This window comes from Priestia sp. FSL R5-0597 (assembly GCF_038006305.1).
Taxonomy (GTDB): domain Bacteria; phylum Bacillota; class Bacilli; order Bacillales; family Bacillaceae_H; genus Priestia; species Priestia zanthoxyli.
Genome location: NZ_JBBOUZ010000001.1, coordinates 405001 through 417951 on the forward strand (window position 1 = coordinate 405001; position 12951 = coordinate 417951).

8 protein-coding genes, 17 tRNA genes and 2 rRNA genes (1 of these 27 only partly in view) are annotated in these 12951 nt (G+C 40.7%); 26 read left to right on the forward strand and 1 reads right to left on the reverse strand.

The window, feature by feature from the left end:
* From MKX72_RS02135 to MKX72_RS02225, 19 genes are all read left to right on the forward strand, one after another.
* Positions 1–1460, forward strand: a 23S ribosomal RNA gene (locus tag MKX72_RS02135) (it extends 1476 nt beyond the left edge of the window).
* A gap of 110 nt (positions 1461–1570) precedes the next feature.
* A 5S ribosomal RNA gene (gene rrf / locus MKX72_RS02140) occupies positions 1571–1686 on the forward strand.
* 9 nt (positions 1687–1695) lie between these two features.
* Positions 1696–1770, forward strand: a tRNA-Asn gene (locus MKX72_RS02145).
* A gap of 3 nt (positions 1771–1773) precedes the next feature.
* Positions 1774–1865: transfer RNA gene (locus MKX72_RS02150), tRNA-Ser, on the forward strand.
* A 21-nt stretch (positions 1866–1886) separates the two neighbouring features.
* Positions 1887–1961: transfer RNA gene (locus tag MKX72_RS02155), tRNA-Glu, on the forward strand.
* Between the two features lie 23 nt (positions 1962–1984).
* Positions 1985–2060 (forward strand) — tRNA-Val (locus tag MKX72_RS02160).
* An 11-nt stretch (positions 2061–2071) separates the two neighbouring features.
* Positions 2072–2148: transfer RNA gene (locus MKX72_RS02165), tRNA-Met, on the forward strand.
* A gap of 3 nt (positions 2149–2151) precedes the next feature.
* Positions 2152–2227, forward strand: a tRNA-Asp gene (locus tag MKX72_RS02170).
* Between the two features lie 15 nt (positions 2228–2242).
* Positions 2243–2318 (forward strand) — tRNA-Phe (locus tag MKX72_RS02175).
* A 25-nt stretch (positions 2319–2343) separates the two neighbouring features.
* Positions 2344–2419, forward strand: a tRNA-Thr gene (locus tag MKX72_RS02180).
* 10 nt (positions 2420–2429) lie between these two features.
* Positions 2430–2513, forward strand: a tRNA-Tyr gene (locus MKX72_RS02185).
* A gap of 5 nt (positions 2514–2518) precedes the next feature.
* Positions 2519–2592 (forward strand) — tRNA-Trp (locus MKX72_RS02190).
* A gap of 30 nt (positions 2593–2622) precedes the next feature.
* Positions 2623–2698 (forward strand) — tRNA-His (locus MKX72_RS02195).
* Positions 2699–2726: 28 nt separating this feature from the next.
* Positions 2727–2801: transfer RNA gene (locus MKX72_RS02200), tRNA-Gln, on the forward strand.
* Positions 2802–2806: 5 nt separating this feature from the next.
* Positions 2807–2881, forward strand: a tRNA-Gly gene (locus MKX72_RS02205).
* A 37-nt stretch (positions 2882–2918) separates the two neighbouring features.
* A tRNA-Cys gene (locus MKX72_RS02210) sits at positions 2919–2992 on the forward strand.
* Positions 2993–3006: 14 nt separating this feature from the next.
* Positions 3007–3095: transfer RNA gene (locus MKX72_RS02215), tRNA-Leu, on the forward strand.
* Positions 3096–3125: 30 nt separating this feature from the next.
* Positions 3126–3207 (forward strand) — tRNA-Leu (locus tag MKX72_RS02220).
* A gap of 72 nt (positions 3208–3279) precedes the next feature.
* Positions 3280–3353: transfer RNA gene (locus MKX72_RS02225), tRNA-Gly, on the forward strand.
* 115 nt (positions 3354–3468) lie between these two features.
* Here MKX72_RS02225 and MKX72_RS02230 read toward each other — a convergent pair.
* Positions 3469–4134: a B3/B4 domain-containing protein gene (locus MKX72_RS02230; protein WP_033580874.1), complete on the reverse strand. Its 666-nt coding sequence runs from the start codon at positions 4132–4134 to the stop codon at positions 3469–3471.
* Between the two features lie 129 nt (positions 4135–4263).
* Here MKX72_RS02230 and queG point away from each other — a divergent pair, with 129 nt between their 5' ends.
* The 7 genes from queG (at position 4264) to MKX72_RS02265 (ending at position 12931) form a co-directional block, all read left to right on the forward strand.
* Positions 4264–5400: a tRNA epoxyqueuosine(34) reductase QueG gene (gene queG, locus MKX72_RS02235; protein ID WP_033580873.1), complete on the forward strand. Its 1137-nt coding sequence runs from the start codon at positions 4264–4266 to the stop codon at positions 5398–5400.
* Between the two features lie 72 nt (positions 5401–5472).
* Positions 5473–6360 (forward strand): amidase domain-containing protein, encoded by an 888-nt coding sequence (locus MKX72_RS02240; protein WP_028412692.1) that lies wholly within the window; start codon positions 5473–5475, stop codon positions 6358–6360.
* A gap of 64 nt (positions 6361–6424) precedes the next feature.
* Entirely contained in the window at positions 6425–6898 is a 474-nt protein-coding gene (gene trmL / locus MKX72_RS02245) for a tRNA (uridine(34)/cytosine(34)/5-carboxymethylaminomethyluridine(34)-2'-O)-methyltransferase TrmL (RefSeq protein WP_016762878.1), read from the forward strand.
* A 458-nt stretch (positions 6899–7356) separates the two neighbouring features.
* Positions 7357–9252, forward strand: a complete 1896-nt coding sequence (locus MKX72_RS02250; protein ID WP_013055179.1) for a PrkA family serine protein kinase — start codon at positions 7357–7359, stop codon at positions 9250–9252.
* A gap of 324 nt (positions 9253–9576) precedes the next feature.
* Positions 9577–10755: a sporulation protein YhbH gene (gene yhbH / locus MKX72_RS02255; protein WP_028412691.1), complete on the forward strand. Its 1179-nt coding sequence runs from the start codon at positions 9577–9579 to the stop codon at positions 10753–10755.
* A 104-nt stretch (positions 10756–10859) separates the two neighbouring features.
* Entirely contained in the window at positions 10860–11891 is a 1032-nt protein-coding gene (locus tag MKX72_RS02260; protein WP_028412690.1) for a DUF3231 family protein, read from the forward strand.
* A gap of 143 nt (positions 11892–12034) precedes the next feature.
* Entirely contained in the window at positions 12035–12931 is an 897-nt protein-coding gene (locus MKX72_RS02265) for a cation diffusion facilitator family transporter (RefSeq protein WP_014461808.1), read from the forward strand.
* The last annotated feature ends 20 nt before the right edge of the window (positions 12932–12951 follow it).

The following is a 12951-nucleotide window of genomic DNA, read 5'->3' on the forward strand; positions in this document are numbered from 1 at the left end:
ACGCAGTAGGATAGGGTAAGCGCGCTGCTGGATATGCGCGTTCAAGCAGTTAGGCTGATGAGTAGGCAAATCCGCTCATCATAAAGGCTGAGCTGTGATGACGAGGGAATTATAGTACCGAAGTTCCTGATTCCACACTGCCAAGAAAAGCCTCTAGCGAGGCGGGAGGTGCCCGTACCGCAAACCGACACAGGTAGGCGAGGAGAGAATCCTAAGGTGATCGAGAGAACTCTCGTTAAGGAACTCGGCAAAATGACCCCGTAACTTCGGGAGAAGGGGTGCTCTGGTAGGGTGTATAGCCCGAGAGAGCCGCAGTGAATAGGCCCAGGCGACTGTTTAGCAAAAACACAGGTCTCTGCGAAGCCGCAAGGCGAAGTATAGGGGCTGACGCCTGCCCGGTGCTGGAAGGTTAAGAGGAGGGGTTATCCTTTGGGAGAAGCTCTGAATCGAAGCCCCAGTAAACGGCGGCCGTAACTATAACGGTCCTAAGGTAGCGAAATTCCTTGTCGGGTAAGTTCCGACCCGCACGAAAGGCGTAACGATCTGGGCACTGTCTCAACGAGAGACTCGGTGAAATTATAGTACCTGTGAAGATGCAGGTTACCCGCGACAGGACGGAAAGACCCCGTGGAGCTTTACTGTAGCCTGATATTGAATTTTGGTACAGCTTGTACAGGATAGGTAGGAGCCTGAGAAGCCGGAGCGCTAGCTTCGGTGGAGGCGTCGGTGGGATACTACCCTGGCTGTATTGAAATTCTAACCCGCGGCCCTGATCGGGCCGGGAGACAGTGTCAGGTGGGCAGTTTGACTGGGGCGGTCGCCTCCTAAAATGTAACGGAGGCGCCCAAAGGTTCCCTCAGAATGGTTGGAAATCATTCGTAGAGTGTAAAGGCACAAGGGAGCTTGACTGCGAGACCTACAAGTCGAGCAGGGACGAAAGTCGGGCTTAGTGATCCGGTGGTTCCGCATGGAAGGGCCATCGCTCAACGGATAAAAGCTACCCCGGGGATAACAGGCTTATCTCCCCCAAGAGTCCACATCGACGGGGAGGTTTGGCACCTCGATGTCGGCTCATCGCATCCTGGGGCTGTAGTCGGTCCCAAGGGTTGGGCTGTTCGCCCATTAAAGCGGTACGCGAGCTGGGTTCAGAACGTCGTGAGACAGTTCGGTCCCTATCCGTCGTGGGCGTAGGAAATTTGAGAGGAGCTGTCCTTAGTACGAGAGGACCGGGATGGACACACCGCTGGTGTACCAGTTGTCTTGCCAAAGGCATCGCTGGGTAGCTATGTGTGGACGGGATAAGTGCTGAAAGCATCTAAGCATGAAGCCCCCCTCAAGATGAGATTTCCCATAGCGCAAGCTAGTAAGATCCCTGAAAGATGATCAGGTTGATAGGTCAGAGGTGGAAGCGTGGCGACATGTGTAGCTGACTGATACTAATCGATCGAGGACTTAACCAAACTTTTAAAAGCGTAAGCTTTACTCAGCAACCTGTTATCTAGTTTTGAAAGAACAAAACTTTTTCAAAAAAGTCTTGCTTTCTTTTTTAAATCATGTATAATATAATATGTCTGGTGGCGATAGCGAAGAGGTCACACCCGTTCCCATACCGAACACGGAAGTTAAGCTCTTTAGCGCCAATGGTAGTTGGGACTTTGTCCCTGTGAGAGTAGGACGTTGCCAGGCTGTTATTATTCCACAGTAGCTCAGTGGTAGAGCTATCGGCTGTTAACCGATCGGTCGTAGGTTCGAGTCCTACCTGTGGAGCCATTTGGAGAGCTGTCCGAGTGGCCGAAGGAGCACGATTGGAAATCGTGTAGGCGGTTAACGCTGTCTCAAGGGTTCAAATCCCTTGCTCTCCGCCATTTTTATTTAATTAGCACAGTGGCCCGTTGGTCAAGCGGTTAAGACACCGCCCTTTCACGGCGGTAACACGGGTTCGAATCCCGTACGGGTCACCATTTATTTTTATCTACATAATAGTGGAGGATTAGCTCAGCTGGGAGAGCACCTGCCTTACAAGCAGGGGGTCGGCGGTTCGATCCCGTCATCCTCCACCATATATTATCATCGCGGGGTGGAGCAGTTCGGTAGCTCGTCGGGCTCATAACCCGAAGGTCGCAGGTTCAAATCCTGTCCCCGCAACCAAGTGGTCCCGTGGTGTAGCGGTTAACATGCCTGCCTGTCACGCAGGAGATCGCGGGTTCGATTCCCGTCGGGACCGCCATTTTAAATTTAATAAGGCTCGGTAGCTCAGTTGGTAGAGCAAAGGACTGAAAATCCTTGTGTCGGCGGTTCGATTCCGTCCCGAGCCACCATTTTAAAAACATTTGTTTTTAAAATGCCGGTGTAGCTCAACTGGTAGAGCAACTGACTTGTAATCAGTAGGTTGGGGGTTCAAGTCCTCTTGCCGGCACCACAGTTATTGTGGAGGGGTAGCGAAGTGGCTAAACGCGGCGGACTGTAAATCCGCTCCTTCGGGTTCGGCAGTTCGAATCTGCCCCCCTCCACCATTTACAGGGGCATAGTTTAAAGGTAGAACTACGGTCTCCAAAACCGTCAGTGTGGGTTCGATTCCTACTGCCCCTGCCAATTATAAAATTAATATTGCATATATACGTGGCGATTGTGGCGAAGTGGTTAACGCACCGGATTGTGGTTCCGGCATTCGTGGGTTCGATTCCCATCAGTCGCCCCATTTATAAACGATATGCATATTCCAATATTGGGCTATCGCCAAGCGGTAAGGCAACGGATTTTGATTCCGTCATGCGTTGGTTCGAATCCAGCTAGCCCAGCCATATTTGCGGAAGTAGTTCAGTGGTAGAACACCACCTTGCCAAGGTGGGGGTCGCGAGTTCGAACCTCGTCTTCCGCTCCAATTTAATTTTAATAAAGTTATTTAGTCTTGAGTAAATGGCGGCATAGCCAAGTGGTAAGGCAGAGGTCTGCAAAACCTTTATCACCGGTTCAAATCCGGTTGCCGCCTCCATTTATTTACAAGCTGCCGGGGTGGTGGAATTGGCAGACACACAGGACTTAAAATCCTGCGGTAGGTGACTACCGTGCCGGTTCAAGTCCGGCCCTCGGCACCATTTATAATTTTAACTTGCCTTTTTTATTTTGCCGATGTGGCGGAATTGGCAGACGCGCACGACTCAAAATCGTGTTCCTTCGGGAGTGTCGGTTCGACCCCGACCATCGGTACTTTAGCTTTACTTGACAGGATGATTCCTGTTTTTATTTTTACTTATTGGTCGACAAATTTTGATAATATTTGCGGGTGTAGTTTAGTGGTAAAACCTCAGCCTTCCAAGCTGATGTCGTGAGTTCGATTCTCATCACCCGCTCCATACATATTGTTATCACAACGCAGTGTCTCGCTTTCAAAGCTGAGATGTTGCGTTTTTTATTTTTAGCGTAAATATAGCGTCTATCTTGAAAAGATAGACGCTATATTTACGTACATCAGTTAATGACTTGATAGGTTGCTTCGCCGCCGTGAATTTGAATGAACATGTCACTTAAGGATTTAGTTAGTTTATAAGCCTGTTCTTCTGAAAGTGAAGGCTTTAAATAGATGAACTGTACAGCTTGTGTTGTCTTTTCAGTTACGTACGCTCGGTTAGAATCGACATAAGGGCTTCCGAAAGCTCCTAGGGCATCTTTTGAAATGATTTTATTTTCTAAAGAAATGTTACGTTCATTTAGAGCTTCGTAAGACTCTTCTTTTTTACCGATAGTAAATTCAACGTGGCCCTCTATATTAGAAGAATCATAAATTCCAATTGGTACTTCATATTGCAATGAAAAAAAGTTATTAATGTCCACAGCAGAATTGATAGAAGGAAGATACGTTTGTTTTCCTATCCGTCGAATTAAAGCTTCTATAGAAGGACGGTATTTACTTGGATCCGTTCCAAACGTTTTGAAAAGCTTTCTCCACTCGCTAACACCTTCAAATTCTGTTACTTTTTTTGACTCAAGGTCAAAATAAATGGATTCTTGAAAAAGGCGCAGACGTCCTTTTAGCATTTGAGGAGAATCGCCAACTTCAATATTTTTATACTGAATGATTCCCATTTTAAAAGAAGGGCAAAGCTGTTTAATAGCGGGTGATAATGTAAAGTTCATTTTTTTGATCCTTTCTATTATAATTAGTATTTGTTCGTTTATAGATACCATCCTATCATTTCATTGAGTGAGAAAACAGTTCAATGCATGAATATATAGAATTTCTTAGAAAGGAGGCTATTACTCACTATGAATGCGTATCAGTTGAAGGAAGAAATTATTTCATACAGCAAAGAGATTGGAATCGATAAGATTGGATTTGCGAGTGCTTCTATGTTTGATGAGTTAAAGAATCGATTGTTAGCACAGCAAGAGTTAGGTTATGCTTCAGGCTTTGAGGAACCTGATATTGAAAAAAGAGTAGATCCCACATTAGTTGTTCCAAAAGCTAGATCCATTATTTCAATTGCACTTGCGTATCCTTCTAAATTAAAGGATGCACCAAAGAGCACAAAGGAAGATCGCCGAGGGATCTTTTGCCGTGCTTCTTGGGGACAAGATTATCATACGGTTTTACGTGATAGGCTTCAAAAGCTTGAAGCTTTCATAAAAGAAAAAGTACCTGCAGCTATCCTTCAATCGATGGTAGATACAGGCGAGCTGTCGGACCGAGCTGTAGCAGAAAGAGCTGGTATTGGCTGGAGCGGTAAGAACTGTGCCATTATCACACCTGAATTCGGTTCCTACGTGTATTTAGGGGAAATGATTACAGATATCCCGTTTCCTCCTGATAAACCGATAGAAGACGGCTGTGGTACTTGTAATAAGTGCGTGGATGTTTGCCCTACCGGTGCGCTTGTAACAGGCGGTCAGCTGAATTCGCAGCGATGTATTGCCTTTTTAACCCAAACAAAAGGATTTTTAGCTGAAGAATTTCGAAGTAAATTAGGCAATCGTTTATATGGCTGTGATACATGTCAAACTGTGTGTCCTGAAAATAAAGGCAAAGACTTTCATTTTCACCCTGAGATGGAGCCTGACCCAGAACTTGCGAAGCCTAAATTAAAACCGCTTTTAACGATGAGTAATCGTGAGTTCAAAGAGAAATTTGGACATGTTTCAGGGTCATGGAGAGGGAAAAAGCCAATTCAGCGTAATGCCATTATTGCACTTGCCCATTTTAAAGACCAAACCGCTGTTCCAGATTTAATTGAGTTAATTAAAAATGACGTTCGCCCTGTCATTAGAGGAACGGCGGCATGGGCGTTAGGCAAAATTGGTGATAAAGAAGCATTAGATACACTTATGAACTTAAGAGAAAAAGAAAAGGACCAAGAAGTAATTGAAGAAATGTCAAAAGGTATAGAGATGCTTCAAGAGATCTAAACCGTATTTTTATTGATAAAGTTAGCTAATGAGTCATAGCGTATAATAAACGCTTAGAAAAGTGGTGACATTATGCTAACAAAAAGGAATGTATTATATACTTTAATTAAAGCGCGTGCGGACAGCTATGTAAAAGGTGAGCTTCATGAAGACTTTAAGCCTTTCATTGAACAGCAGTGTGAGCTAAAGCGGTCTCTTGTAAAAAAAAGAGAAGTTGATGTTTTAAAATGTAATATGAAAGGTTCTATTCAATCTGCTCATACGGATCAGGAAGAAACAAGAGTATTATATAAGGTGCACATTCAGGCATTTTTAAAACAAAACGATTTTTTCTATATAGAAGAAGAAATTGAAGATCGTTTAGCTCTTTTTTATAAAGATACACTTATTCAAGATGAGCTGCTGGTAAAGGATTTTTCTGAAGATGAGGTTGAAATGGATGTAGAAGAAGTAGAGGAAGACGAAGAAAGAGCCTCTTATTATGATCGTCTTGCAGCTGTTCAGTATGCAGAAAAACATTGGGATAAACCTAATGAAAGTTATAAGCAGTTTGAGGTAAACTGCACCAACTATATCTCACAGTGTTTGCATGCAGGAAAGGCGCCGATGCGGGGGTATCCTAAAAAAGCAAACGGATGGTGGATGAGAGGGAACGCCTGGAGCTATAGCTGGGCCGTTGCTCATTCCATGCACAGCTATTTAAGTAACTCCAAATCAGGACTTCGGGCTGTGAGGAAATCCTCAGCAAGCGAACTTGTCCCGGGAGACGTTATCTGCTACGATTTTGAAGGAGATGGAAGATGGAATCATACGACGATTGTTGTAGCAAAAGACGGTCACGGTATGCCTCTTGTGAATGCGAACACGTATAATAGTCGAATGAGATATTGGGCGTATGAAGATTCAACGGCTTACACGCCAAAGATTAAGTATGATTTTTTCCATATCGTTGATCGGTAAGTCTTTCGTTTTAGCAAGTTAGTGGTATAATGATGAATAGATTTGTTAGCAGAGGTGAAAATTTGTGGGAGTACACGTAGTGTTATTTCAACCAGAAATTCCAGCAAATACAGGAAATATTGCGCGAACATGTGCAGCAACAAATACGACGCTGCATTTAGTTCGGCCGTTAGGCTTTTCAACAGATGATAAAATGTTAAAGCGAGCTGGATTGGATTACTGGGAATTTGTAAATGTGGTGTATCATGATTCATTAGAAGAAGTATTTGAAAAGTATCCTGAAGCAGGCTTTTACTTCATCACAAAATTTGGTCAACAGCCACATACAACATTTGATTATAGTGACTTAGAGCAGGATCATTTCTTCGTATTTGGGAGAGAAACAAAGGGTCTGCCAAAGCACATTATTGAAGAGAACATGGAAAGATGTCTTCGTTTACCGATGACAGAAAATGTTCGTTCTTTAAATTTATCTAATACAGCAGCTATTTTAATCTATGAAGCGCTGCGTCAACAAAATTACGCTGGTTTATCTTAAATAAAAAGCGAGGTTCAATAAAATTTGAACCTCGCTTTTTTATTTATGTCGACGATGATATGTAGTGGTTATTTTTTAACGCCCGGTTTATCATTGTATCCCGCTCTGAAGATGGATGCTAAAAAAGCAATTGTTACTCCTAATACTAAAAGTAAGCGCATTGATTTTCCTCCTCAATCTAATTAAAAGGATTATATAGCTACTGCAGTTAAAACCGACTTCCCATATCTCATGATGATAATAATGACAAACTAACTCTTCTAGAGACGTAAGTTCTCTAATAAAATTTAACCGTTCCTTCTTACTCTTTTATTATAGCTAATAAATACTTCACTGTGAATGCCTAGCAAGGACAAATTTCTGAATTTTACAATTTAAAAAGCATGTTCAAACATTTTGCTGCATAGATTGTATTAATCTTGTTCACTAGCACCATAACTAGTAGGGGAGGTCCTTTAATGGATATATTAAAGAAAGTTGAAAGATACCGCGAAGAAGAGAATCGTCTTAAGTGGGAAGGGACATTTGAAGAGTACCTAAAGCTGATTAAAGATGAGCCTTTAATTGCTCAGCCTGCACACTCTAGAGTATACAACATGATAAAGGATGCAGGAATTGAAGAGGTAAATGGTAAAAGACATTATAAATTTTTCAGTGGACAAATGTTTGGACTTGAAGATTCGCTAGAACGCTTGGTGGAAGAATATTTTCACCCAGCTGCAAAGCGTTTAGATGTTCGTAAACGTATTTTACTTTTAATGGGTCCAGTAAGTGGTGGTAAATCGACGCTAGTGACCATGTTAAAAAGAGGGCTTGAAGCTTATTCGCTTACTGATCGAGGAGCTGTTTACGCTATTAAAGGATGCCCAATGCATGAAGATCCGCTGCATTTAATTCCACATCATTTACGTAAAGACTTCTTTGAAGAGTATGGTATCCGAATTGAAGGAAACTTATCTCCTTTAAATACAATGCGATTAGAGGAAGAGTATGGCGGCAGAATTGAAGACGTCATCATCGAACGCATTTTCTTCTCAGAGGACAAACGAACTGGAATTGGAACGTTCAGTCCTTCTGATCCGAAATCTCAAGACATTGCTGACCTAACAGGAAGCATTGACTTTTCAACAATTGCAGAGTATGGATCTGAGTCAGATCCGCGCGCTTACCGCTTTGACGGAGAGCTTAATAAAGCAAACCGGGGAATGATGGAGTTCCAAGAGATGTTAAAATGTGACGAGAAATTTTTATGGCATTTACTCTCTTTAACCCAAGAAGGAAACTTTAAAGCAGGAAGATTTGCTTTAATTAGTGCAGATGAATTAATCGTAGCGCATACAAATGAAACAGAGTATCGCTCGTTTATTTCCAATAAGAAAAATGAAGCTTTGCATTCACGAATTATTGTAATGCCTGTTCCATATAACTTAAAAGTGAGTGATGAGGAAAAAATTTATGACAAAATGATTCGTGAAAGTGACGTATCAGATGTTCATATTGCCCCTCATACGCTACGTATTGCGTCTATCTTTACTACGTTAACAAGATTAAAAGAGCCTAAAAAAGGCGATATCGATTTGTTAAAGAAAATGCGCTTATACGACGGTCAATCTGTAGAAGGCTACAACGATGCAGACGTAGAAGAGTTACAAAAAGAGTATACGGATGAAGGAATGAGCGGTATTGATCCGCGTTATGTCATTAACCGCATTTCATCTACCATCATTCGAAAAGATATTAAATCAATCAATGCATTAGATGTACTGCGTTCATTGAAGGAAGGGTTAGCACAGCATGCGTCTATTTCTGCTGAGGACCGAGAGCGTTACCTGAATTATATTTCTCTGGCGCGTAAAGAATATGATGAAATTGCTAAAAAAGAAGTGCAAAAAGCGTTCGTTTATTCTTACGAAGAGTCTGCTAAAACATTAATGGATAATTATTTAGATAATGTCGAAGCATACTGCAACAAAAATAAGCTTCGTGATCCGCTAACAGGAGAAGAGTTAAATCCAGATGATAAATTAATGCGTTCAATTGAAGAACAAATTGGTATTTCAGAAAATGCGAAAAAAGCATTCCGCGAAGAAATCTTAATTCGTATTTCCGCTTATGCACGTAAAGGAAAACGATTTGACTATAATTCTCATGAACGCTTACGTGAAGCGATTCAGAAAAAACTGTTTGCAGATTTAAAAGACGTAGTGAAAATTACAACGTCCACTAAAACACCAGATGAGCAGCAGCTGAAGAAAGTAAATGAAGTAGTGGCTCGATTGATTGATGAGCATGGATACAATTCAGTATCTGCTAATGAACTGCTGCGCTATGTAGGAAGTTTGTTAAATCGATAACTCAGTACTAACAAGAAAACATGGCACTTCCGATCTGTGCCATGTTTTTCTTATCTCTTAAAATAAACTCTGCATAATTAGGCTATTGTGTAGTACGCATTGCACTTAACCATCATATGATAAGTCATAAACATATACATGACACTAGACACTATAAAATGAATAGTTAATAGTAAAAGAATTAGTTAGCAAGTATACCATTCTTGCGCATAGGATAAGAGTAACCAACCTTTGAACTAAAGGTATTTGTCAGAAACTTTCGGTATAGCTTATGCATGCCGAGTAAAAACGTGCAGGTGTTTTTTAAATAAGGAGGGGAATAGCGTGGGAAAAGAAGTAGATAAAAGTTTTGCTGTCTCAAAAGAAGACTGGTCCCTCCATCGTAAAGGCCACGATGATCAAAAAAGACATCAAGAAAAAATTAAAGAAGCCATTAAAAATAATTTACCGGACTTAATTACAGAAGAAAATATCGTGATGTCCAATGGAAGAGAAGTTGTTAAAATCCCGATCAAATCATTGGATGAATATCGAATTCGGTACAATTATGATAAAAACAAACATGTGGGTCAAGGTGATGGAGACAGTAAAGTTGGGGATGTAGTAGCACGTGACGGATCTGCTGGAGATGGTCAAAAAGGAGCAGGAAAAGGTCAAGGAGCAGGTGACCAGGCTGGAGAAGACTACTTTGAAGCGGAAGTGTCCCTCATGGAACTTCAAGAGGCTTTATTTGCTCAATTAGAACTGCCTAATCTTCAGCGAAAAGAATCTGATCAAATTGTTGTGGAACACATTGAATTTAATGATATACGACGTACAGGTTTGATGGGGAATATTGATAAAAAACGAACGATGATGAGCGCTTATAAGCGAAACGCAATGACAGGAAAGCCTGCTTTTCATCCTATTTATCCGGAGGATTTAAAATTTAAAACGTGGAATGAAGTTATAAAGCCAGAATCGAAAGCAGTCGTTTTAGCTATGATGGATACGAGCGGTTCGATGGGCATATGGGAAAAATATATGGCACGAAGCTTTTTCTTTTGGATGACACGCTTTTTACGTACGAAATACGAAACGGTGGAAATTGAATTTATTGCGCATCATACAGAGGCAAAAGTAGTGTCAGAAGAAGACTTCTTCTCCAAAGGAGAAAGTGGAGGAACCATCTGCTCATCTGCTTACCGAAAAGCGCTTGAATTAATTAACCAAAAGTATGATCCGAGCCGTTATAATATTTACCCGTTTCATTTTTCAGATGGTGATAACTTAACTTCAGATAACGCAAGGTGTGTAAAGTTAGTAAATGAATTAATGAAAGTGTCAAATATGTTTGGGTATGGGGAAGTGAATCAGTACAATCGACATTCCACTTTAATGTCTGCGTACAAAAACATTCAAGACGAAAGCTTTAGACACTTTATTTTAAAACAAAAATCAGACGTTTTTCATGCGATGAAAAGCTTTTTTAGAAAAGAGACCGAAGACCAAAAATATGCATAACCTAAAAGGCCTAGACTTGTTATCTAGGTCTTTTTTATGCGGTTTATTCAGCGCTTCTTTGGAGATAGTAAAAGTACGACTTTATCCAAAAGGAGAATAAGTGAATGAACGAAAATATAAAGAGTGAAATGCAAAAACATCAACAAAATCAGCGGTTGAATGCAGCCGAGTTAGGTTACTTATGGGCGCAATATTTAGGCGATACGCTGTATGTATGCGTTCTTGGATATTTTCTATCTGTTGTAAAAGATCCAGAGATTAAGGAACTTTTAAAAAAAGCACATCAGTTTTCACAAACTCATGTAGACGAATTGACGGAATTATTCAGTTCAGAAAAAATTCCAATTCCAGTAGGGTTTGGGGAACAAGATGTGAACAAAGGAGTTCCTGCTTTATTCGATGATATTTTTATGGCTATTTATGTAAACGAAATGGCCATTGGAGGTATGAAGAAATATGCCAGAGCGCTAAGCGCAGTGAGAAGGCAAGATATTTATGACCACCTATCTCGATGCGTAAAAGAAAGCGACATTCTTTTAGAGAATTCTAACCACGTTATTTTAAGAAAAAGCATGCTGATGAGACCTCCGGTTATTCCTTATCCTGTAAAAGTGAATTTTGTGGACGAAAAAACATTTATATCACCATTTTTCTCTCAAATGCATCCTTTAACTTCTTTAGAGGTTACCGCTATTCAAGAAATTGTTAATACAAATGTATTAGGTAAAACGCTGATGCTGGCCTTTAGTCAAGTAGCTACCACACAAAAATTACGCTCTTATTTTTTTGATGGAGTCAAGCTTGCAAGTAAGCAAATCAAGCACTTCACCGAGTTACTGTCTGAAGCTGATTTACCAAGTCCGAGGCTGCTTGATGCATATGTAACCAACTCAACGATTTCACCGTTTTCAGATAAGCTGATGATGTATCATACTTCTACAGCGGTGACGATCGCTATTGATAACTGCGGTGCTGGTTTGTCTATGGCCTTCCGTTCGGATGTAGCAGTAGAATTTTCTCAGCTAATTGGGCGTATAGGGAAGTACGGAAAAGATGGAATTCGAATTATGATTGAGCAAGGGTGGATGGAAGAACCTCCAATGGCAACTGATCGTAAGAAGTTGGCAGAGAAATAAGAAAGATATGTTGTGGATTATCAGTAATTTTGCGGTGCTGAAACATATATAGCTAAATGAAAATAGGTTGCTCTAGACCCACTTGAATGAACAGTGATAAGATAAAAAAGCTGATTTTTCAAGAAGTAAGTCGAGGTGTGCAAATGAATAATAGTATAAGGGAGTCCATTGCGAAAAAAGTAGCATGGATTAGCGTATGGAGCAATATTGCCCTTACGCTAGGAAAAGTAATAGTAGGATGGATTGGAAATAGTGATGCTGTATTTGCTGATGGTATTCACTCTGCAGCGGACGTATTTGCCTCTATTATTGTCTTGTTGGTTATACGAGTAGCAAATAAGCCAGCAGATGATGATCATCCATACGGGCATGGAAAAGCAGAAGTAATTGTCTCAGGAATTGTAGGAATTATTTTATTGCTTGTATCATTTTATGTGGTATTTGAAGGAGTCGTTGGTTTATTCCATCCGGTTGAATCTCCAAATATTTTAGCCATGTGGATTGCTGTTATTTCATACATAGCAAAGGTATTATTGTACCGTTATTCTTTAAACGTAGCCAAGCAGCACCACAGTAAGGCAATTGAGGCAATTGCATTTGATCATAAAGCAGATATTGTTGCTTCTATTGCAGCGGCAATTGGTGTTTTATTATCCATTATTGGTGATAAAATGGATGTTCAACTGCTGTTATACGGAGATAAAATAGCAAGTATCTTTGTTGCTTATTTAATTTTTAACATTGCCAGACAAATGATGGGAGAGTCTTTTCAAATCTTAATGGAAGGCAATATTGATGAAGAGCTACTGAAAGAACTTGAAGAAAGTATTTATGAATTTGAAGATGTGAAGCGGATTGATCGCGTTCGAGCAAGAGAACATGGCCATTACATATTAGTGGATGTACGTATTTCAATTGACCACTTTAAAACAATTAAGGAAGGTCATGATTTAGGACGAGAAATCAAAGCTACACTTATGAAAAAGCATGATAATATTCAGGAAGTATTAATCCATTTGAATCCTTATTATCCAGATTAAAAAGACGCAGCGAAAATTTT

Coding starts and splice junctions, on each gene's coding strand:
- MKX72_RS02230 (WP_033580874.1), bottom strand. CDS start 4,134: ATGAACTTTACATTATCACCCGCTATTAAACAGCTTTGCCCTTCTTTT.
- queG (WP_033580873.1), top strand. CDS start 4,264: ATGAATGCGTATCAGTTGAAGGAAGAAATTATTTCATACAGCAAAGAG.
- MKX72_RS02240 (WP_028412692.1), top strand. CDS start 5,473: ATGCTAACAAAAAGGAATGTATTATATACTTTAATTAAAGCGCGTGCG.
- MKX72_RS02250 (WP_013055179.1), top strand. CDS start 7,357: ATGGATATATTAAAGAAAGTTGAAAGATACCGCGAAGAAGAGAATCGT.
- MKX72_RS02260 (WP_028412690.1), top strand. CDS start 10,860: ATGAACGAAAATATAAAGAGTGAAATGCAAAAACATCAACAAAATCAG.
- MKX72_RS02265 (WP_014461808.1), top strand. CDS start 12,035: ATGAATAATAGTATAAGGGAGTCCATTGCGAAAAAAGTAGCATGGATT.